Source organism: Pseudomonas sp. EA_65y_Pfl2_P74, assembly GCF_963970575.1.
Taxonomy (GTDB): Bacteria; Pseudomonadota; Gammaproteobacteria; order Pseudomonadales; family Pseudomonadaceae; genus Aquipseudomonas; species Aquipseudomonas baetica_A.
In genome coordinates this window covers 60477-80090 of the sequence record NZ_CAXAOQ010000030.1, presented here as the reverse complement: position 1 = coordinate 80090, position 19614 = coordinate 60477, and the positions used below count along the sequence as shown (strand labels likewise).

The 19614-nt window shown below is 60.2% G+C and carries 16 protein-coding genes; 6 read left to right on the top strand and 10 right to left on the bottom strand.

The annotated features are described in order from the left end of the window. Positions 1-58 precede the first annotated feature (58 nt). Genes AACY18_RS22265 through AACY18_RS22255 form a run of 3 tightly spaced genes read left to right on the top strand, consistent with a single transcriptional unit; the run spans position 59 to position 5522 of the window. The gene (locus AACY18_RS22265) at positions 59-1303 is read left to right on the top strand and encodes an exonuclease SbcCD subunit D C-terminal domain-containing protein (protein WP_339433181.1); all 1245 of its coding nucleotides are present in this window, start codon (positions 59-61) and stop codon (positions 1301-1303) included. Further along, complete coding sequence (locus AACY18_RS22260) at positions 1300-4941, top strand: SbcC/MukB-like Walker B domain-containing protein (RefSeq protein ID WP_339466138.1); 3642 nt, start codon at positions 1300-1302, stop codon at positions 4939-4941. The genes AACY18_RS22265 and AACY18_RS22260 overlap by 4 nt, the downstream gene beginning before the upstream one ends. After that, positions 4938-5522: a glutathione S-transferase gene (locus AACY18_RS22255; protein ID WP_339433183.1), complete on the top strand. Its 585-nt coding sequence runs from the start codon at positions 4938-4940 to the stop codon at positions 5520-5522. The genes AACY18_RS22260 and AACY18_RS22255 overlap by 4 nt, the downstream gene beginning before the upstream one ends. A gap of 11 nt (positions 5523-5533) precedes the next feature. Here the strand turns inward: AACY18_RS22255 and AACY18_RS22250 are convergent, their stop codons facing one another. The 8 genes from AACY18_RS22250 to AACY18_RS22215 form a co-directional block, all read right to left on the bottom strand. Next, a complete protein-coding gene (locus AACY18_RS22250) occupies positions 5534-5791 on the bottom strand; it encodes a hypothetical protein (RefSeq protein ID WP_339433184.1) in 258 nt (85 codons plus the stop codon). Then, positions 5788-6000 carry a hypothetical protein gene (locus tag AACY18_RS22245; protein WP_339433185.1) on the bottom strand — a complete coding sequence of 71 codons (213 nt, stop codon included), beginning with the start codon at positions 5998-6000 and terminating at the stop codon, positions 5788-5790. Before AACY18_RS22245 ends, AACY18_RS22250 begins: the two co-directional genes overlap by 4 nt. A gap of 252 nt (positions 6001-6252) precedes the next feature. Then, the gene (locus tag AACY18_RS22240; protein WP_339433186.1) at positions 6253-6432 is read right to left on the bottom strand and encodes a hypothetical protein; all 180 of its coding nucleotides are present in this window, start codon (positions 6430-6432) and stop codon (positions 6253-6255) included. A gap of 156 nt (positions 6433-6588) precedes the next feature. Next, the gene (locus AACY18_RS22235) at positions 6589-7764 is read right to left on the bottom strand and encodes a lactonase family protein (RefSeq protein WP_339466137.1); all 1176 of its coding nucleotides are present in this window, start codon (positions 7762-7764) and stop codon (positions 6589-6591) included. Beyond that, positions 7751-8062, bottom strand: a complete 312-nt coding sequence (locus AACY18_RS22230) for a DUF5629 family protein (RefSeq protein WP_339466136.1) — start codon at positions 8060-8062, stop codon at positions 7751-7753. The genes AACY18_RS22235 and AACY18_RS22230 overlap by 14 nt, the downstream gene beginning before the upstream one ends. A gap of 166 nt (positions 8063-8228) precedes the next feature. Further along, positions 8229-9809 carry an aldehyde dehydrogenase (NADP(+)) gene (locus AACY18_RS22225; protein WP_339466135.1) on the bottom strand — a complete coding sequence of 527 codons (1581 nt, stop codon included), beginning with the start codon at positions 9807-9809 and terminating at the stop codon, positions 8229-8231. A gap of 9 nt (positions 9810-9818) precedes the next feature. After that, positions 9819-10811 carry an AraD1 family protein gene (araD1, locus tag AACY18_RS22220; RefSeq protein WP_339466134.1) on the bottom strand — a complete coding sequence of 331 codons (993 nt, stop codon included), beginning with the start codon at positions 10809-10811 and terminating at the stop codon, positions 9819-9821. A gap of 99 nt (positions 10812-10910) precedes the next feature. Then, positions 10911-12233, bottom strand: coding sequence for an MFS transporter (locus AACY18_RS22215; protein WP_339466132.1), 1323 nt, complete (start codon positions 12231-12233; stop codon positions 10911-10913). Between the two features lie 194 nt (positions 12234-12427). On the opposite strand from AACY18_RS22215, the gene AACY18_RS22210 reads away from it, so the two are divergent. Continuing rightward, positions 12428-14164: an IlvD/Edd family dehydratase gene (locus AACY18_RS22210; RefSeq protein WP_339433192.1), complete on the top strand. Its 1737-nt coding sequence runs from the start codon at positions 12428-12430 to the stop codon at positions 14162-14164. A gap of 171 nt (positions 14165-14335) precedes the next feature. Next, positions 14336-15055, top strand: a complete 720-nt coding sequence (locus tag AACY18_RS22205) for a FadR/GntR family transcriptional regulator (RefSeq protein WP_339433193.1) — start codon at positions 14336-14338, stop codon at positions 15053-15055. A 102-nt stretch (positions 15056-15157) separates the two neighbouring features. On the opposite strand, the gene AACY18_RS22200 is transcribed toward AACY18_RS22205, so the two are convergent. Both AACY18_RS22200 and AACY18_RS22195 read right to left on the bottom strand, forming a co-directional pair. Further along, a complete protein-coding gene (locus AACY18_RS22200) occupies positions 15158-17542 on the bottom strand; it encodes an efflux RND transporter permease subunit (RefSeq protein WP_339433194.1) in 2385 nt (794 codons plus the stop codon). Beyond that, positions 17539-18582: a WD40/YVTN/BNR-like repeat-containing protein gene (locus AACY18_RS22195; protein WP_339466130.1), complete on the bottom strand. Its 1044-nt coding sequence runs from the start codon at positions 18580-18582 to the stop codon at positions 17539-17541. The genes AACY18_RS22200 and AACY18_RS22195 overlap by 4 nt, the downstream gene beginning before the upstream one ends. A 439-nt stretch (positions 18583-19021) precedes the next feature. Between AACY18_RS22195 and AACY18_RS22190 the strand changes: the two genes are divergently transcribed. After that, positions 19022-19612: an amino acid synthesis family protein gene (locus AACY18_RS22190; protein WP_339466128.1), complete on the top strand. Its 591-nt coding sequence runs from the start codon at positions 19022-19024 to the stop codon at positions 19610-19612. Positions 19613-19614: the final 2 nt, after the last annotated feature.

The window sequence follows — 19614 nt, the reverse complement described above, 5'->3', positions numbered from 1 at the left end:
TTTAGCCGCCCATCTTTCACCCGCGGCCATCACCTCTTTATCTGTAGCGGAGTCCACCTTGCGTTTGTTTCACACCTCCGACTGGCACCTTGGGCAAAACCTGCACGGCCAGGAGCGCGATTTCGAGCATGCGTGCTTTCTCGAATGGCTGCTGCGCCAACTGAAACTGGCGCAGCCGGATGTGCTGTTGATTGCCGGGGACATCTTTGACACGGTCAATCCGCCGGTCAAAGCCCAGGAACGCCTCTACGATTTCATCGTCAGCGCCCACGAGCAGCAGCCGTTGCTGACCATCGTGATGATTGCCGGCAATCACGATTCCGGCTCGCGGATCGAACTGCCGGCACCGTTGATGCGGCGTTTGCGTACCCATGCGCTGGGTCGGGTGTTGTGGCTGGATGACGGCCAGCTCGATGCCGAACGTCTGCTGCTGCCACTGCCCAATGCCCAAGGCGAAATCGCCGCGTGGTGCCTGGCGCTGCCGTTCCTGCGTCCGGCCGAGGTGACTGGCGCGCATCTGGGTGACAACTACCTACGCGGTATCGGCCAGGTTCACGAATGGCTGATCGAAGCCGCCAATGCCAAGCGCAAGCCGGGTCAGGCGCTGGTCGCAATCAGCCATGCGCACATGGCCGGCGGTTCGGTGTCGGAAGATTCCGAGCGCAGCCTGATCATCGGTAATGCCGAAGCCCTGCCCGCCAGCCTGTTCGGGCCGAGTATCAGCTATGTCGCCCTCGGCCATTTGCACAAGCCGCAGAAGGTCAACGGTGAGGAACGCATCCGCTACAGCGGCTCGCCGATTCCGTTGTCGTTCTCGGAGATCGGCTATCAGCACCAGATTCTCGACATCACCCTCGACGGCGAAACCCTGGTCAGCGTCGAGCCGAAACTGATCCCGCGCGCGGTCAACCTGCAACGCATCGGCCCGGCGCCGCTGGCAGAGATTCTGCTGCAACTGGCGGACCTGCCGAACATCGATCTGCTCGCCGAAACCCAGCGTCAGCCGTGGCTTGAAGTCCGCGTGACTCTCGACGAGCCGCAGCCAGACCTGCGCCACCAAGTGGAAAGCGCCCTGCAAGGCAAAGCCGTGCGCCTGGTGCGGATCGCCGCCGAGTACGCCGGCAACCGTGGCGCTGACGGCGCGGAAGAAGGCACGGCGCTGATCGAACTCGATCAACTTACCCCGCAGGAATTGTTCAGCCGCGCCTGGCTCGACAACTACGGCAACGAGGTCGATGAGCAGACGCTCAAGGACTTCGCCGAACTGCTGCAAGACGTGCAAATGGAGGGCGAGCAGCCATGAAGATTCTCGCCATTCGCTTGAAGAACCTGGCCTCGCTGGCCGGCCCCTTCGAGATCGACTTCACCGCTGAACCCCTGGCCAGTGCCGGTCTGTTCGCAATCACCGGGCCGACCGGCGCCGGCAAAAGTACCCTGCTCGATGCCTTGTGCCTGGCGCTGTTCGGCGCCGTGCCGCGCTTGAACAACACCGGCCGTGACGCCAAAGTCCCGGATGCCGACGGCGAAATTGCCACCGGTGACCCGCGCACTCTGCTGCGCCGTGGCACCGGCGAAGGTTACGCCGAGGTGGATTTTGTCGGTATCGATGGCCGTCGTTACCGCGCGCGCTGGGAAGCCAATCGTGCGCGGGAAAAGGCTGGCGGCAAGTTACAAGCCAGTCGGCAAAGCCTGCGCGATATCGATCAGGATCAACTGCTCGCCAGCCAGAAAAGCGAATACAAGACTCAACTGGAAGCCGCGCTGGGCCTGAACTTCGAACAGTTCACCCGCGCCGTGCTGTTGGCGCAGAGCGAGTTCAGTGCGTTCCTCAAGGCTGACGACAACGACCGCAGCGAACTGCTGGAAAAACTCACCGACACCGCGCTCTACACCCGCCTCGGCCGCCGCGCGTTCGACAAGACCAAAGAGGCCCGCGAAGCGCACAAGCTGCTGCAGGATCAGGCCACCGGCGTCACGCCGCTGCCGCCCGAAACCCGGGCTGAACTGGATGAGCGTTTCAACGCCGCCCAGCAGCAATTGAAGTTGCAGCAAGCGCAGCTCAAGCAACTGGAGCAGCAGCACAGTTGGCTCAAGGAATTGCGCCAATTACAGGACAAGCAACAAGCGGCTGCCGAGCAATTGCAGAGTGCGCAGCAACAGTGGGAAGCTCTGGCCAGCGAACGCCTGAAACTGACGCGCCTGGAACAACTCGCGCCGCAACGTCACCAGTTCGCGCGCAAGTCCGAACTCGACGCGCAACTGACGCCGCTGGCGGCCCAGATTGCCGCGCACACCCAGCAACAAGGCGAACTCGGCGAACGCCAGACGCAACTGGAACAATCGCTCGATACGGCGAAAGTCGCCCTGAGCGAAGCGCAGCAGCGACACAGCGAAAGTGCGCCGTTGTTGCGTCAGGCTTTCGAAGAGCAAAGCACCCTTGCTCGCCTCGCCAAGGACACCGCCCTCAGCGCAGAGGCCCGACAGTCTGCCGAACAGGCGTGCACACAAGGCCAGAGCGCCATTCAAGCGTTGCAGGCGAAACAGGCCGAAGTCGCTGAACGCCTGCAGAAAATCGCCGCCGAGCTGGAACAGAGCGCCGAGCTGGCGCCGTTGAGTGATGCGTGGAATGCCTACCGCGATCGCCTGCAACAGTTGATGCTGATCGGCAACCGCTTGAACAAGGGCCAGTCTGAACTGGCCAGCCTCGAACAAACCGCCAGCCGCAGCGCCGAAGAACTGACGTCGCAGAAGCAGCAACTGGAAGTGCTGTTCAAAGAGGCCGGCGCCGAACCCGATGCCGTCGCCGAGCAGATCGGTATCCTCGGTAATCTGTTACAGGACAACCGCAAACAACTGCGTGCCATTGAAGACCTGTCGCGCCTCTGGGCCACCCGCCAGGATCTGGACAAGCGCGGCGCCGAGCTGCAACAGCGCCAGCTCAAGGCCCAACAGGAACGCGAGCGCCTGACCCAGGACGGGGTCAAGACCAAAGCTGAACTGACTGTCGCCGAGCAAACCCTCAACGTCACCCGCGAACTGCTCGAACGCCAGCGTCTTGCCCGTAGCGCCAGTGTCGAAGAGCTGCGCGCGCAGTTGCAGGACGATCAGCCGTGCCCGGTGTGCGGCAGCAACGAGCATCCGTATCACCAGCCCGAAGCGTTGCTGCAAAGCCTCGGCAAACACGATGAAAGCGAACAGGCCAACGCACAGCAGGTGGTCGATCAGCTCAAGGAAAAACTGACGGAGTTGCGCGCTGAAGTCGTTGGGGTCATTGCTCAGCAAAAGGAACTGCTGCAGCAACAGGAGCAACTGGCCGACCAGCAACATGCCCTCGCGCCGAGCCTCGACGCTCATCCGCAAGCGGCGCAGCTGATGAACCAAGACGCCGACAAACGCGACGCCTGGCTCAACCGGCAAAACGAGCAGTTGAACCAAAGCATCGCGCAGGACGAACAACGCCAAAGCGACCTGCTCGCCCTGCAACAGGACGCCGCGCGCCTGACTCAGCAGTTGCGTCAGGCCGAAACCGCGCATCAGCAGGCCGCACAGTTGCTGAATAACCAGCAGCGAGAACTGGGCAGCGACCGTCAGCGCCTTGACGAAGAGTTGTCGGCGTTCAGCCATTTGTTGCCGGCAGACACCCTTGAAGCCTTGCGCCTTGAGCCGGCGGCGACGTTCATGCAACTCGATCGACGAATTGCCGAACGCCTGGCGCAAATCGATCAGCAAAAGGAAGAGCTGGGCGAACAACAACAACGCCAGCAGACGCTGGAAAAAGAACAGGATCGTCAGCAACTGCGCGCCCAGCAATTGCAAACCGCCGAACAGCAGTTCACTGCGCTGGCCGAGCAGCAACAAACCTGCCAGCAAAAACTCGCGCAATTGCTCGGCGAACACCCCAGCGCCGAACAGTGGCAACAGCAACTGGAACAGGCCGTGGAGCAGGCGCGCAACGCCGAAACCGGCACGGCCCGGGAACTGCAGGACGTTCGCACACAACTGGTGCAGACCGCTGCCGAACTCAACGCGCAGCAAGAACGCTTGCAGGCGCTGAACAGTGAACATCAGGATCTGGCCGGCAAGATTGCCGACTGGCGCGCCCGTCACCCCGAACTGGATGACGGCGGGCTCGAAGACCTGCTGCGCGTCGACGATGCGCAACTTTCTGAGCTGCGCCAACGCTTGCAAATCAATGAAAAAGCCATCGAACAGGCCAAGGTGCTGTTGCAGGAGCGCAATCAACGTTTGCTCGATCATCAGGCCCAGCACAACGCCCATCTCGATGCCGAACAATTGGCCAGCGCCCTCGCCGACCTGCAAAACCAGTTCAACGTCAGCGAGCAGCAATGCGCCGAATTGCGTGCCGAACAGGCCGAAGACCAGCGCCGACAGAACGCCAATCAGGCCTTGGCGCAGCAGATCGCCGACGCCTATGCCGAATACCAGCGCTGGGCGCGTCTGAGTGCGTTGATCGGCTCGGCCACTGGCGACACTTTCCGCAAGATCGCTCAGGCGTACAACCTCGACCTGTTGGTGCACCACGCCAACGTGCAATTGCGGCAACTGGTCAAACGCTATCGCCTCAAACGCGGCGGCAGCATGCTCGGCCTGTTGGTGATGGACACGGAAATGGGCGACGAACTGCGCTCGGTACATTCGTTGTCCGGCGGTGAGACGTTCCTCGTTTCGTTGGCGCTGGCGTTGGGGCTGGCGTCAATGGCATCGAGCACCTTGAAGATCGAATCGCTGTTTATCGACGAAGGCTTCGGCAGTCTCGATCCGCAATCCCTGCAACTGGCGATGGACGCCCTCGACGGCTTGCAGGCGCAGGGCCGTAAAGTCGCAGTCATTTCCCACGTACAGGAAATGCATGAGCGAATCCCGGTGCAGATTCAGGTACTGCGCCAAGGGAACGGTTTGAGCACGCTGGAGGTGAAATGAACACGCTCTATTCCTTCCGCCGCTGCCCGTATGCGATGCGGGCGCGGATGGCCCTGCGCTATTCGGGCGTGCCGGTGGAGATCGTTGAAGTCAGCCTCAAGGCCAAACCGGCCGAGATGCTGGTGCTCTCGCCCAAGGGCACGGTGCCGGTGCTGGATGCGAATGGCCGGGTGATCGATGAAAGCCTGGAGATCATGCGCTGGGCACTGGCGCACAATGATCCGCAGGATTGGCGGCTGGAGGGTGATTCGAGAATTGCCGAGCTGATCGAAGCCAATGATCAGGTATTCAAGGTTCACTTGAATCGCTACAAGTACGCCGAGCGTTATCCCGAACAGCCGATGGAGGCGTATCGGGCTGAAGGGATGCTGTTCTTGCACACGCTTGATGAGTTGCTCAAGGATCGTGATTACTTGCTGGCGGATCATCCAAGCCTGGCGGATGTGGCGCTGTTTCCATTCGTTCGCCAATTCGCCCATGTTGATCGCGAGTGGTTCGCGCAGACGCCTTACGTGCGGCTGCAAGTGTGGTTGCAGCGCTTTCTCGAATCTGACCTCTTTACCTCGATCATGAGGAAATAAAGCACCCAGGTTCAGGCCAGAGCCTGGCACATCCCGAGTGCCGAGCAATCCACTTCAAAGGGGCCGAGAAAATCGGCCGAGACTTTGATCGGCGGATTGCCTGCCATCAGCCCCAGCGTATTGGCGCGCTCAATGTTGTGCGCGATGTTGTGATTGGCCTCTATGGCCCGGGCCAGCGCGCCAACCGAGCCCTGGCCAATCCCCAGTAATGAAGCACCATTGATCAGGAACGCCAGACCGGCGATGACCCAGAGTCTGTAGCCTTTCATGCTCCGCCCACTCCTGCGAGTTCGGCCTGATCGACCGTCACGTTTTGCGAGCGAAGTTCGAACTGAATGCCGGGATGGGCAACTTGAATCGGTGCGTCGAAACGGTGTTCCATTTGCGATGTGACGCTGACGACCAGCACCACGGCCAGGTAAAGACCGATGACCAGGTAGGCGCCGCGTTTGGCAGAAGTGATGATTGCGCTGGCCATGGTGTTCTCCGTTGGCATGTTTCAGTGCCAACAGAATCAATCAAAAAAGCTGCAGCCACCACTCAGGGTTTCCCATAGTAACCATCAGCTTCATTGATCATTTAGCCCGTCTATCTCGACGTTGAATAAAACCTATCGTGTTGCAAAACACACACGCACAGAAGCTGCCGAAGGCTGCGATTTCTTGATTTTGCTTTTGAAAAAAAAGATCAAGAAATCGCAGCCTTCGGCAGCCCTTGGGCGTGCAGACTTTCAGTGTTGGGCTTTGTGATCCAGGGCGGCGTAGAAATTAGCGCTTTGTTGCAGGTACTTCTGGGTGTAGCTCTGGGTGTGGGATTTTTTGCTGCTGACGTCAGCGTGGGCGCTGGCAGGCAATGCAACAGTGGCAGAGATGGCGGAAGCGGCGATGACAGAGAAGAGATTGAAGTTCATGGCGGTAACCCTCGTATTCGGTTGGCTTGCTTGCCCGGCTGGGCTGTGAAGCAAACTTAACGCTCGACGGTTGCTTGCTTGAAATGCTTTGTAGCATTAGCTGTTATCAGCGCGATTGATACAAAGAGACAGGCCCCGTAAACCGGGGCCTGTGGCTTATTGTCGCGTCAGAAACTTCAGGTCGCTGGGGGCGTCCATTGGCAGTTTCTGCACGGTTTTGCCAAGCAAACCGGTCTTGCCATCGCGCTCGACGACCACAATCTCGTTGCTCTTCTGGTTGGCAATCAGCAGGAATTTGCCCGTTGGGTCGAGGCTGAACTCGCGCGGGTGATCACCTTCCACCGAGCGTCGCTGCAACTCTTTGAGCTGGCCGCTGGCCGGGTCGATAGCGAACACCAGCAACTGATTGGCGGTGCCACGGTTGCTGACATAGAGGAATCTGCCGTCAGCGGACGCGTGCAGCGCGGCGGCGGCCTTGTCGGAAATCGGCTGCCCGGCCGCCAGGTCGATCATTTGCGTCTGGGTCAGCACACCGTCGTTGTAGTCGAAGACCGCAACCTGCGCGCTCATTTCCATGGTCAGCCAGGCATGCTTGCCGTCAGCACTGAACAACAGGTGACGCGGGCCGCTGCCGGCCGGCAACGATACCGAAGCGGTTTTCGCCGCAGTCAGCGGCAGCTCCGGATTGCCTTTCGGGTCGAATTGGTAAATGAAGATTTTGTCCGCGCCCAGGTCATTGGAGAACACATAGCGACCGTCCGGCGAGGACACCGTCGAATGCACGTGGTTGGACGCCTGACGCTCGGGATTGACCCGGCTCGCCGGGTGGCCGCTCATCTGCACCACTGGTTTGAGCTTGCCGTCGCTGTCGACGGGCAACACCGCCAGTGTGCCGCCCGGATCTTCGACCACCGAATAGTTGCTGACAAACAGGTGACTGGCGTCACCGCTGAGGCTCGAATGGGTGGGCTCGTTGCCCAGACTTTGCACCTGATTGATCAGGCTCAGCGCTTGGGTCTTTGGATCAATCGCGTAGCTGCTGACGCGGCCGATTGAATCCTTCTGGCCTGGGCCGTTTTCGTTGACCACGAACAGACGTTTCTGGTCTTTGGAAACGGTCAGCCACGAAGGGTTTTCGCTGTTGACCACTTGCAGCGGCCTGGCATCGATCTGGCCTGTGGCGCTGTCGAAATTCATTCGATAGATGCCTTGGCTGGAGCCCGCCGTGTAGGAACCGACCAGCAACTGGAAACTTTCGGCAGAGGCCGTGGAAAGGCCCATCGCGCCGACGCTGCCAGCCATCAACAGAGGCCAGAACTTACGCATTTTCATCAGTTTCATCCTCGTCGTCGCTGCTGCTGATGACGTCGCCGAGGCAGACCAGGCGATGTTCGCCGGTTGTCTTGGTGTCGCTGGCAAAACCAATGATCAGCCAGCTCTGCAGGTCTTCGTCAAACGTTGCCGCTTCAACCTGCGCCGGCGTGAATTCCCAATGCTTGGCCGCTCGGCCATCGATGCACTCGATGTGCAGGTTATCGTCTTCATCGAGGGCGAATTTGAAGGCATGCAAGCCGTCGATTTCGACCATATCGCAGTGTTCGAGGGCGTTGAGAAGGGTTTGGGCAGTCATGGCAAACAGTCTTTCTAGGGGGGAAAGCGCCAATGATAGCTGATTGTCGCAGCAGAACCTTGTGGGAGCGGGCTTGCTCGCGAACGCGGCGTGTCAGTCTACACACATGTTTCTGATAGACCGCATTCGCAAGCAAGCCTGCTCTCACAGGGGATTGGGGGTGGGTTTAGAGGGCGTCGCGCGATGGCTTACCGTCAACCAGGCGCTGGATACGCAGCGGATTGGCGTTTTTCAGCGGCTCGGGCAGCAAGCTGTCCGGATAATTCTGGAAGCACACCGGGCGCAGGAAGCGATCAATCGCGAGCGTGCCGACCGAAGTACCACGCGCATCGGACGTGGCCGGATACGGCCCGCCGTGCACCATCGAATCACACACCTCAACACCGGTCGGATACCCGTTGAGCAGGATTCGCCCGACCTTCTGTTCCAGTAGCGGCGTCAGTTCGGGGAAGTGCTCGAAGTCAGCAGGTTCACCAATGATCGTCGCCGTGAGTTGCCCGTGAAGACCGTTCAACGCCAAGCCGAGCTGCGCTTGATCGGCCACTTCAACAATCACCGTGGTCGGGCCGAACACTTCTTCCTGCAACACTTCGTCGCCGTTGATCAACAGGCTGGCATCAGCCTTGAACAATTGCGGCTGCGCTTGAGTGCCCTGCTGTGGATTACCGGCCAGATGCTCGATGCCAGGATGTGCCAAGTGCTTGTGCAAGCCTTTGCCATAGCTGCCAAGGGTGCCTGCGTTGAGCATGGTTTGCGCCGGTTGATCGCCGATCAGCCCCGCGACCTGCTGCACAAAGGCAGTGAATGGCGCCGAGCGAATACCGATCACCAGACCCGGGTTGGTGCAGAACTGACCGCAGCCCTGCACCACCGACGCGGTGAGGTCACGCGCCACGCTCTCCGAGCGTGCCGCCAGTGCCTGCGGCAAGACGATCACCGGGTTGATGCTCGACATCTCGGCGAACACCGGGATCGGCTGCGGGCGTGCGGCGGCCATGTCGCACAGCGCACGACCGCCCTTGAGCGAACCGGTGAAGCCCACCGCCTGAATCGCCGGATGCTTGACCAGCCACTCGCCGACGCCCCCCCCGTAGATCATGTTGAACACGCCGGCCGGCATGGCGGTTTTTTCCGCCGCACGAATCAGCGCGTCGGCCACCCGCTCAGCGGTGGCCATGTGGCCGCTGTGGGCCTTGAACACCACGGGGCAACCGGCGGCCAGAGCCGAAGCGGTGTCGCCGCCGGCCGTGGAAAACGCCAACGGAAAATTGCTCGCACCGAACACCGCCACCGGGCCGAGGCCAATGCGGTACTGACGCAGATCCGGGCGCGGCATTGGCTGGCGTTCCGGCAGCGGCAGGTCGATCCGCGCCCCATAGAAATCGCCACGGCGCAGCACTTTGGCGAACAGGCGCATCTGCCCGCTGGTGCGTGCGCGCTCACCTTGAATCCGCCCGGCCGGCAACGCGGTTTCGCGGCAAACCACGGCGACGAAATCATCACCGAGGGCGTCGAGTTCATCGGCAATGGCATCGAGAAACTGCGCCCGGCGTTCAGCGCTGAGGCTGCGATAAGCAGGGTACGCGGCAGCGGCGGCTTTGGCGGCGGCGTCGACTTCCTGCTCGGTGGCCTGAATGAAATCGTGGGGCAGTTGTTCGCCACTGCTGGCGTCAACGCTGTGCAGTTTGACGTTACCGGCCGCGCTACGCTGACCGCCGATGTAGTTGTGACCGAGAATCTGAGTCATGGGATCTCCTTAAAGGGTGCCGATGCTGTCCGGTTCAAATGCTGCTGCGACCGGTGTGATGCCATTGATCAGCGGTGCGCCGAATTCGGCCTGGCTGATCTCGAACACGTCGCCCGGCTGCGTGCGAATGCCATCGGCGAACGACAGGGTCGCGGTGCCGAAGAAGTGAATGTGTACGTCGCCCGGACGCAAGAACTGGCTGTATTTGAAGTGGTGGTATTCGAGGTTGGCCAGGCTGTGGCACATGTTGGCCTCGCCGCTGAGGAATTCGTTTTGCCACAACACTTCGCCGTCACGCAGGATGCAAGTGGTGCCTGCCAAGTGTTGGGGTAGTTCACCGACGCGAAGTTCCGGACCATAACTGCAACTGCGTAATTTCGAGTGCGCCAGATACAAGTAATTCTTGCGTTCCATGACGTGGTCGGAGAACTCGTTGCCCACCGCGAAACCGAGGCGATAGGGTTTGCCGTCAGGACCGATGATGTACAGACCGGCCATTTCCGGTTCCTCACCGGCATCCTCGGCAAACGGCGGCAACGGGAATGGCTGGCCCGGGCGCACGACGATACTGCCGTCACCTTTGTAAAACCATTCCGGCTGTACACCGGCCTGCCCTGCCGCCGGCTTGCCGCCCTCAACGCCCCATTTGAAGATACGCATGGTGTCGGTCATGGCGGCTTCGTCGCCCGCCTGTTGATGCATCTTGTCGCGGGCCGAAGCGCTGCCCAGATGTGTCAGGCCGGTGCCGCTGACCAGCATGTGGGCCGGATCCGGGTGATCGAGTGGCGGCAGGATGCGCAGCTCGTTGAGCAACTGCGCATAGTCATGACTGATACCCAGGCCAAGGGTTTGCACTTGCTGCTCCAGCGTGCCGCCGGCTTCGATGGCCGCCAGCGCCAGATCGCGCACGGTGCGGGTATCCTGCACTTCGCGCACCACGGCATTGTCGACGACACCGACGCGGCGCTCGCCGTTACTCAATTCGAATTGCACCAGATGCATGTTCTTCTCCTTTTAGAGCACAAATGTTGAAAACCACGCCGAACCACTGTGAGAGCGGGCTTGCTCGCTCCCACATGGGTTCTGTGCTGTTCTTTAGATTCAGGTTCGGGTAGCGCCGCGTGCGCTGGCGGCGAACTGGTCAACGGGCAGTACGTGTTTGCGCTCAAGCACTCGATACACAACACCGGTCAGGACCAACCCGAACATCATCACCCCCGAGAGGAAATACAGGCCCGACGCCAGATTCCCGGTGTATTCCTTCAACGCGCCGATCACGAACGGCCCGATGTAACCGCCAAGATTGCCCACCGAGTTGATCAACGCGATCCCTGCCGCTGCACTCGCGCCGGCAAAGAAGCGCCCCGGCAAGGTCCAGAACACCGCCGTGCAGGAAAACAGCGCAAACGCCACCAGACACAGCGCGGCCAACTGCGCCACTGGCATCGACAGCCAGGCACTGAGAAAAAGACCTATCGCGCCCAGCACATAAAGCACTGCCAGATGGCCGTAGCGATCATTCAAACGGTCTGAACTGCGCGGCACGATCAGCAAACCGATGATCCCGAAGATGTACGGCACCGATGACACGAAACCGGTCACCAGATCAGTGCCGCCAAATTGTTTGATCAGCGTCGGCAGCCACAAGCCGAGGCCATAAATGCTCAAGGTCACCGGCAGATAGAACAGCGCCAGCAGCAAGACGCGTTTGTCTTTGAGCGCATGCAGCGGATTGCCGTGACGGGTCTGGCCGTATTCCTCCAGATCTTTTTTCAGCTCACGGGTCAGCCAGTCCTTCTCGGCCTGATCCATCCACTTCACTTGCTCCGGGCCATCCGGCAACCAGCGCAGCACCGGCCAGGTCAGCAGGATCGCCGGGGTGCCGATGACGATGAACAGCCACTGCCAGCCATGCAGCCCGAGGACGCCGTCCATCCCCAGCAGGCCGCCGGAGACGGGGCCGGTGATCAGCATCGCGATGGGCTGCGAAAGAATGAACAGGCCAAGAATCTTGCCGCGATGGCGCACCGGGAACCATTGGGTGATGTAGTACAGAACGCCGGGAAAGAACCCCGCTTCTGCCGCACCGAGCAGAAAGCGCATGACATAGAAACTGTGTGGGCCCTGGACGAACGCCATGCCGATAGTGATGGCGCCCCAGGTGATCATGATCCGCGCGAACCAGCGCCGCGCGCCGAAACGCTCAAGCATCAGGTTGCTGGGGATTTCCAGCAGAAAGTAGCCGATGAAGAACAGCCCAGCACCGAGGCCATAAGCCGCATCACCGATGCCGATGTCGGCTCCCATGTGCAGTTTGGCGAAGCCGACGGCGGAGCGATCCACATAGGCAATCAGGTACAGCAGGATCAGGAAGGGGATCAGTTTCAGCGTGATGCGGCGAATAAGCCGCAGTTCCTGGCTCATGGGATCGGTCTCCGATTGTTGTTTTTATAGAACCTCGGGGGACGCCTCTCACGAAAAACCGCCAGGGCCATCCCTCCGTCGAAAACGACTATATAGTAATACTAATTACCCAACAACCACTTCCAAACCGCCTAAATTGCGCTTATGTTAAGCCTCAGCTCGAACACTATAGTCATACAATAAGAGAATCGATCATGTCTGATAAGAAACCCACCCTGCGCTCGGCCCAATGGTTTGGCACGGCCGACAAGAACGGCTTCATGTACCGCAGCTGGATGAAGAATCAGGGCATCGCCGACCACCAGTTTCATGGCAAGCCGATCATCGGCATCTGCAATACCTGGTCGGAACTGACCCCGTGCAACGCGCATTTCCGCCAGATCGCGGAGCACGTCAAACGCGGGGTGATCGAGGCCGGTGGTTTCCCGGTGGAATTCCCGGTGTTCTCCAACGGCGAATCGAACTTGCGTCCCACCGCCATGCTGACGCGCAACCTGGCGAGCATGGACGTCGAAGAAGCCATTCGTGGCAACCCGATTGACGGCGTGGTGTTGCTGACCGGTTGCGACAAAACCACTCCGGCGCTGCTGATGGGCGCGGCCAGTTGCGACGTGCCGGCCATCGTTGTCACCGGCGGGCCGATGCTCAACGGCAAACACAAAGGCAAGGACATCGGCTCGGGCACCGTGGTCTGGCAGCTCAGTGAGCAAGTCAAGGCCGGCACCATCACCCTGGACGATTTCCTCGCAGCCGAGGGCGGCATGTCGCGTTCGGCGGGCACCTGCAACACCATGGGCACCGCGTCGACCATGGCTTGCATGGCTGAAGCACTGGGCACTTCCTTACCGCACAACGCGGCCATCCCGGCGGTGGATGCGCGGCGGTACGTGTTGGCGCACATGTCCGGCATGCGCGCTGTGGAAATGGTGCGTGAAGATTTGAAACTGTCGAAGATCCTGACCAAGGAAGCCTTCGAAAACGCGATTCGCGTCAACGCCGCCATCGGCGGTTCGACCAACGCCGTGATCCATTTGAAAGCCATCGCCGGACGCATCGGCGTCGAACTGGAACTGGACGACTGGACGCGCATCGGTCGCGGCATGCCGACCATCGTCGACCTGCAACCTTCCGGGCGTTTTCTGATGGAAGAGTTCTATTACGCCGGGGGATTGCCAGCGGTGCTGCGCCGTCTCGGTGAGGCCAATCTGATCCCCCATCCGAACGCGCTGACAGTCAACGGCAAGTCCATTGGCGAGAACACCAAAGACGCGCCGATCTACGGCGAAGACGAGGTCATTCGCACCCTCGACAATCCGATCCGTGCTGACGGCGGCATCTGCGTACTGCGCGGCAATCTGGCACCTCTTGGTGCCGTGCTCAAACCGTCCGCCGCCACGCCAGCGTTGATGCAGCATCGCGGCCGTGCCGTGGTGTTCGAGAACTTCGACATGTACAAGGCGCGGATCAACGACCCAGAACTGGATGTTGATGCCAACTCGATTCTGGTGATGAAAAACTGCGGGCCGAAGGGTTATCCGGGCATGGCTGAAGTCGGCAACATGGGCCTGCCGGCCAAGCTGCTGGCCGAGGGTGTGACGGACATGGTGCGCATCTCTGACGCACGGATGAGCGGCACCGCTTACGGCACGGTGGTTTTGCACGTTGCCCCGGAAGCCGCCGCCGGCGGGCCCCTGGCCACAGTGAAAGAAGGCGACTGGATCGAACTCGACTGCGCCACCGGGCGTCTGCACCTGGACATTCCGGACGCCGAACTGGCCGCGCGCATGGCTGACCTGCAACCGCCGCAGCAATTATTGGTGGGCGGTTATCGTCAGTTGTACATCGACCATGTGCTGCAGGCGGATCAGGGCTGCGATTTCGACTTCCTGGTCGGCTGCCGTGGAGCTGAAGTGCCGCGCCATTCCCATTAAAAACAAACAATCGCAGCCTTCGCCAGCGCCTGCATTGGAATGCATCCCCCTGTGGGAGCGGGCTTTCTTGAGCAAGCCCGCTCCCACATTTGATTGTCTGTCTGCCTCACGTTTGTGTCGTGCCTGCTATGATGCGCGGCATCTTAATCGCTCAGGATCGCGCCACTCCCCATGGATTACCGCAAACCTTCCGACCGCAAAAGCATGCACTCGCGCATCGTCCAGGAATTGGGCATGCAGATCGTCTCCGGACGCTTCCTGCCCGACGACAAACTGCCCGCCGAAGCCTTGCTCTGCGAGGAGTACGCGGTCAGTCGACCGGTGTTGCGCGAAGCCACGCGGGTGTTGGTGGCAAAAGGTCTGGTGTACTCCAGACCGCGCGTGGGCACGGTGGTCAAGGCGCGCCGCGAATGGCACATGCTCGACCCGGACGTGCTGCACTGGCTGATGCAAAGCAGCCCGCAGAATGAATTTTTCAATGTCCTGACCAGCGTGCGCAGCATCATCGAACCGGCCGCCGCCGCCCTCGCCGCCCAGCATGCGACCGACGCTGAGATCACCGCCATCGGCGAGGCTTACCAGCGCATGGAGGCTGCGTCGACACCGCAAGCCCTGTTGCAACCGGACCTGGATTTCCACAGCCGGATTGCCGATGCGACTCACAATGATTTGCTGGCAAATCTGTGCAACATGCTCTCGGTGGCGATTGCCGAGGCGTTGAAGCATTCGAATCAACGGCCGAACCTGCATGAATTGGCGTTGCCACGGCACAAGGCGATTCTCACCGCGATCGAGAACCGTGATGCCTTGGGTGCAAGGCATGCGACGTTGGTGCAACTGGATGATGCACGCAGTGCGCTGAGCGTAGTGCTTGGTACCGAACGCTCCTGAACACTGAAGATCGCCCGCTCCCACAGGGGGTTAGTGTGAATATCGAGATATAAAAAAAGCCGCAACCCGAAGGTTGCGGCTTTGTCGTTTCAGGCGCTCAGGTCAGTGGGCAAACAACGAATTGCCTTTCTGCCCCGCCAGCTTCTCCGGTTTGATCAGGAACTTGGCCAGTGCCGGCAGCAGCCACAGCGCACCGAACATGTTCCACAACAGCATGAAGGTCAGCATCAGGCCCATGTCGGCCTGGAACTTGATCGCCGAGAAGATCCAGGTGCACACGCCGATGGCCAGGCACAGGCCGGTGAACAGCACCGCTTTACCGGTGGATTTCAGGGTCTGGTAATAGGCTTCCTGCAACGGCAGACCGGCACGCAGGAAACTCTCCAGACGGCTGTAGATGTAGATGCCGTAGTCCACGCCGATCCCCACACCCAGCGCCACCACCGGCAAGGTCGCGACTTTCACGCCGATGCCCATGAACGCCATCAGTGCGTTGCCGAGTACCGACGTCAGCACCAGTGGCAGCACGATGCACAAGGTCGCCGCCCACGAGCGGAAGGTGATCATGCACATGACTGCCACGCAGATGTACACCAGAATCAGGATGGTCAATTCAGCCTGCTTGATGACCTCGTTGGTGGCGGCTTCGATCCCGGCGTTACCCGCCGCCAGGATGAACTCCAGACCGTCCTTATTGTTCTCCCTGGCAAATTCCTGCACCGCATGCACCGCCCGATCAAGGGTTTCAGCCTTGTGATCGTTGAGGAACACCAGCACCGGCGCTACTGAGCAACTGTTGTTGTACAGGCCATCGGCCCGTGCAATCGAGCTGTTCAGCACGTCTGGGTTGCGCGACAGGGTTTCCCATTTCAGGTTGCCTTCGTTCATGCCCTTGATCATCTGCTTGGACACAGTCACCAGCGAGATCGCCGACTGCACGCCCTCGGTGTTCTGCATCTTCCACATCAGCTCATCGATCGGTGCCATGGCTTCGTAACGCGAACAACCTTCTTTCTTGGTCTTGACCATCACCACCAGCACGTCGGAGCTGGTCGAGTAGTTGTTGATGATGAAGTTGTTGTCCTTGTTGTAGCGCGAGTCCGGACGCAACTCCGGCGCACCTTGGTCGAGGTCGCCGATTTTCAGGTTCTGGCTGTACCAGAGGCCGCCACCGAAGGCGATCAGCGCCAGAGCAACGGAGACCGGTGCGACTTTCGGGCTGGCGAAGTTCGACAGCAGGCGCCAGAAGGGATGTTCGCGGTTTGCGTCCTTCTTGCTTCTGGCAATGGCGCGTTTACTGATGCCGACATAAGAGATCGCGACCGGCAGCAGAATCAGGTTGGTGAACACGATCACGGCCACGCCGATGGACGCGCCGAAAGCCAGTTCGCGGATCACACCGATGTCGATGATCAGCAGCGTGATGAAGCCGACCGCGTCCGCGAGAATCGCGATCATCCCCGGCAGGAACAGTTGCCGGAACGTTCGCCGTGCGGCGGTCAGGGCGTTTTCTGCCTCGCTCGATTGCAGGGCGATCCCGTTGATCTTCTGCACACCGTGGGAGATGCCGATGGCGAAGATCAGGAACGGCACCAGCATCGAATACGGATCGAGGCCAAAGCCAAAGAAGTGCATCAACCCCAGTTGCCAGACCACCGCCACCAGCGTGGTGCTCAACACCGCAATGGTGCTGCGCACGCAGTTGGTGAACCACAGCAACAGGATCAGGGTGATGACGAACGCGATGCCGAAGAACAGCACCACCATCACCAGACCGTCGATCAGGTCGCCCACTTTCTTGGCGAAACCGACGATGTGGATTTTGACGTTGGGGTTTTGCGCTTCGAACTTGTCGCGGATCTTTTCTTCCAGTTCATGGGAGAACTTGCGGTAATCCAGCGCCAGCAACTTGCCCTGATCCTGCGGGTCCGGGTAGGACTCCAGCAGCGGAATGTCGACGATGCTCGACTTGAAGTCGTTGGCCACCAGACGTCCGACCTGACCGGACTTGAGCACGTTGTTGCGCAGCAGATCGAGGCTGTCCTGCGAGCCGTTGTAGCTCTGCGGAATCACTTCACCGCCGGCGAAACCCTCTTCGGTCACTTCGGTCCAGCGCACGCTAGGACTCCACAGCGACTTCAGACCGGAACGGTCTACGCCGGAGATGTAGAACACCTCGTCGTTGATCTGGCGCAGGGTCTCCATGTATTCCTTGGAGAAGATGTCGCCGTTGGTGGCCTCCACCGAAATACGCACGGTATTGCCCAGGTTCGCCAGATCGTTGCGGTGCTCCATCATCTTCTCGATGAACGGATGCTTGAGCGGGATCATTTTCTCGAAACTGGTGGACGGCCGGATCAGCGTGGCCTGCCAGAACAGAAAAATGCTCACCACCAGGCAGATCAGGATCACCACCGGGCGGTTGTTGAAAATCAGACGTTCAAGGAACGTCGCCTTGTCCTGATGATGATTGCTCAAGGAAGTCATAGCCCCGCCTTCTTATTATTGATCTCGGCACCGTTTGGCAGCGTGGTGTGAACACCGCCCTGCCCGGTCAGAATCAGGTTGCCGTTGCCGGCGGCGGTGACCGACGACAGCGAAATGCGATCCGGGCGATTGAACACGCTGAAGGTCTGGCCGTCGTCGCTGCTGCTGATCACCGAGCCACCGTTGCCGACGATCACGATCGAGCCGTCCTCGAGCAACGTAGCGCCGGACAGACCGAATTCCAGCGAGCCTCGCGCGGCTTTCAGCTCGACCTGTTCCCAGGTGCTGCCGAAATCCGTGGAGCGGTAGAGGTTGCCGCGCAAGCCGTAAGCGAGCAGCGTCTGGGGCTGGGCCGTGCCGATCACGCCAAACAGCGAGCCTTCATAAGGACCTTCAAGTTTTTCCCAGGTCTGCCCCCCATCGGCGGAGCGGAACATGCTGCCCGACTCGCCGACAATGAACAGCCCGGCGTCTTTCACCGCCGCGATGGCGTTGAGGTGGAACTGGTCTTCGTTGTCGAGGCGGTCGCTGATGTCTTCCCAATGCTTGCCGCCGTCGGTGGTTTCCAGCAGCGCGCCGTAGGCACCTACGGCGATACCGCTGTTGACGTCCTTGAACCAGACGTCGAGCAGCGGCGATTCGCGTTTGAGGTCTTCGAATTGTTTGGTCCAGGTCAGACCGCCGTCATCGCTGGCGAGAATCTGCGCATCGTGGCCGACGGCCCAGCCATGTTTGTCGTCGACAAAGTACACAGCGGTCAGCAGTTGCCGGCTCGGCACCTTGGCCTGGGTCCAGGACTTGCCCTGGTCATCGGAATAGAGAATGTGCCCACGATCCCCGACGGCCACCAATCGGGCGCCGGCATGGACGACGTCAAGCATCAGGCTTTTTGCGGCTTTGGCTGATTCGAGGGCATACACCACGTCGGCTGGCGCCTCGGCGGCGATCACGGGTGCCGACACGCTGGCGAAGCCCAGCATGGAGAGTGCTGTGACCAGCAACGCGGTGTTGCGAAACGCCGGCGGGCGGCAACGACTCATAGACCTTCCCCTATTTATTATTGTTAGGCCGTTTGGCCTTCAAGGGCGCCGCAAGGGTGCTCCGGTGATGACTGGTCAGAAGCATAGTCCTGAAACCCGCCATCCAGAGCCCCTTCGGAAGCTGGCTCATCCTATCGGGCTTTCGAAACGTCTGACAATCGGCGCCACGTTATCTTTTGTTAACCAGATACAGGCTCCTGTCGCCAGTGATTTGCATTGTGGGAGGGGGCTTGCTCCCGAAGGCGATGTGGATGCGCCGATTTCGCGAGCAAGCTCCCTCGCACAGGGTTAGTGGTGTTTTGGGGATTTGTGGCTGTAGGTGAATGCATGGCCATTCGCCGGATGGATGCGGCAAAAGTTACCGAGGGGACTTGCACGATTGGTATTATGGTATACCATCAGACGCACAGACACCCTCAATCCCCCTACGGAGCAGCTCATGAGTTTCGAAATTCGCAAGATCGTCAGCTATGTCGAAGAAACCTTCATCGAAGGCGGCAAAGCCACCGACACGCCGGTGACCATGATCGGCCTCGCTGTTGTGATGAAAAACCCTTGGGTGGGTAACGGCTTTGTCGAAGACCTGAAACCGCAGATCCGCGCCAACTGCTCCGACCTCGGCGCCATGATGGTCGAGCGTCTGGTCGGCCTCATTGGCGGCGCAGAAAAAATCGAGGCCTACGGCAAGGCTGCCGTGGTGGGTGCTGACGGCGAAATCGAACACGCCTCCGCCGTGATCCACACCCTGCGCTTCGGCAACCACTACCGCGAAGCGGTCAAAGCCAAGAGCTACCTGAGCTTCACCAACAAGCGCGGCGGCCCGGGCACTTCGATTCAGATTCCGATGATGCACAAGGACGACGAAGGCCTGCGTTCGCACTACATCACCCTGGAAATGCAGATCGAAGACGCACCGCGCGCCGACGAAATCGTCGTGGTGCTGGGTTGCGCCGACGGTGGCCGCCTGCACCCGCGCATCGGCAACCGTTACATCGATCTGGAAGAACTGGCCGCCGAAAAAGCCCAGTAATC

What these genes read in the sequence shown, in the direction of transcription:
- AACY18_RS22260 (WP_339466138.1), top strand. Translation starts at nt 1,300, where the DNA reads ATGAAGATTCTCGCCATTCGCTTGAAGAACCTGGCCTCGCTGGCCGGC.
- AACY18_RS22255 (WP_339433183.1), top strand. Translation starts at nt 4,938, where the DNA reads ATGAACACGCTCTATTCCTTCCGCCGCTGCCCGTATGCGATGCGGGCG.
- AACY18_RS22250 (WP_339433184.1), bottom strand. Translation starts at nt 5,791, where the DNA reads ATGAAAGGCTACAGACTCTGGGTCATCGCCGGTCTGGCGTTCCTGATC.
- AACY18_RS22245 (WP_339433185.1), bottom strand. Translation starts at nt 6,000, where the DNA reads ATGGCCAGCGCAATCATCACTTCTGCCAAACGCGGCGCCTACCTGGTC.
- AACY18_RS22240 (WP_339433186.1), bottom strand. Translation starts at nt 6,432, where the DNA reads ATGAACTTCAATCTCTTCTCTGTCATCGCCGCTTCCGCCATCTCTGCC.
- AACY18_RS22235 (WP_339466137.1), bottom strand. Translation starts at nt 7,764, where the DNA reads ATGAAAATGCGTAAGTTCTGGCCTCTGTTGATGGCTGGCAGCGTCGGC.
- AACY18_RS22230 (WP_339466136.1), bottom strand. Translation starts at nt 8,062, where the DNA reads ATGACTGCCCAAACCCTTCTCAACGCCCTCGAACACTGCGATATGGTC.
- AACY18_RS22225 (WP_339466135.1), bottom strand. Translation starts at nt 9,809, where the DNA reads ATGACTCAGATTCTCGGTCACAACTACATCGGCGGTCAGCGTAGCGCG.
- araD1 (WP_339466134.1), bottom strand. Translation starts at nt 10,811, where the DNA reads ATGCATCTGGTGCAATTCGAATTGAGTAACGGCGAGCGCCGCGTCGGT.
- AACY18_RS22215 (WP_339466132.1), bottom strand. Translation starts at nt 12,233, where the DNA reads ATGAGCCAGGAACTGCGGCTTATTCGCCGCATCACGCTGAAACTGATC.
- AACY18_RS22210 (WP_339433192.1), top strand. Translation starts at nt 12,428, where the DNA reads ATGTCTGATAAGAAACCCACCCTGCGCTCGGCCCAATGGTTTGGCACG.
- AACY18_RS22205 (WP_339433193.1), top strand. Translation starts at nt 14,336, where the DNA reads ATGGATTACCGCAAACCTTCCGACCGCAAAAGCATGCACTCGCGCATC.
- AACY18_RS22200 (WP_339433194.1), bottom strand. Translation starts at nt 17,542, where the DNA reads ATGACTTCCTTGAGCAATCATCATCAGGACAAGGCGACGTTCCTTGAA.
- AACY18_RS22195 (WP_339466130.1), bottom strand. Translation starts at nt 18,582, where the DNA reads ATGAGTCGTTGCCGCCCGCCGGCGTTTCGCAACACCGCGTTGCTGGTC.
- AACY18_RS22190 (WP_339466128.1), top strand. Translation starts at nt 19,022, where the DNA reads ATGAGTTTCGAAATTCGCAAGATCGTCAGCTATGTCGAAGAAACCTTC.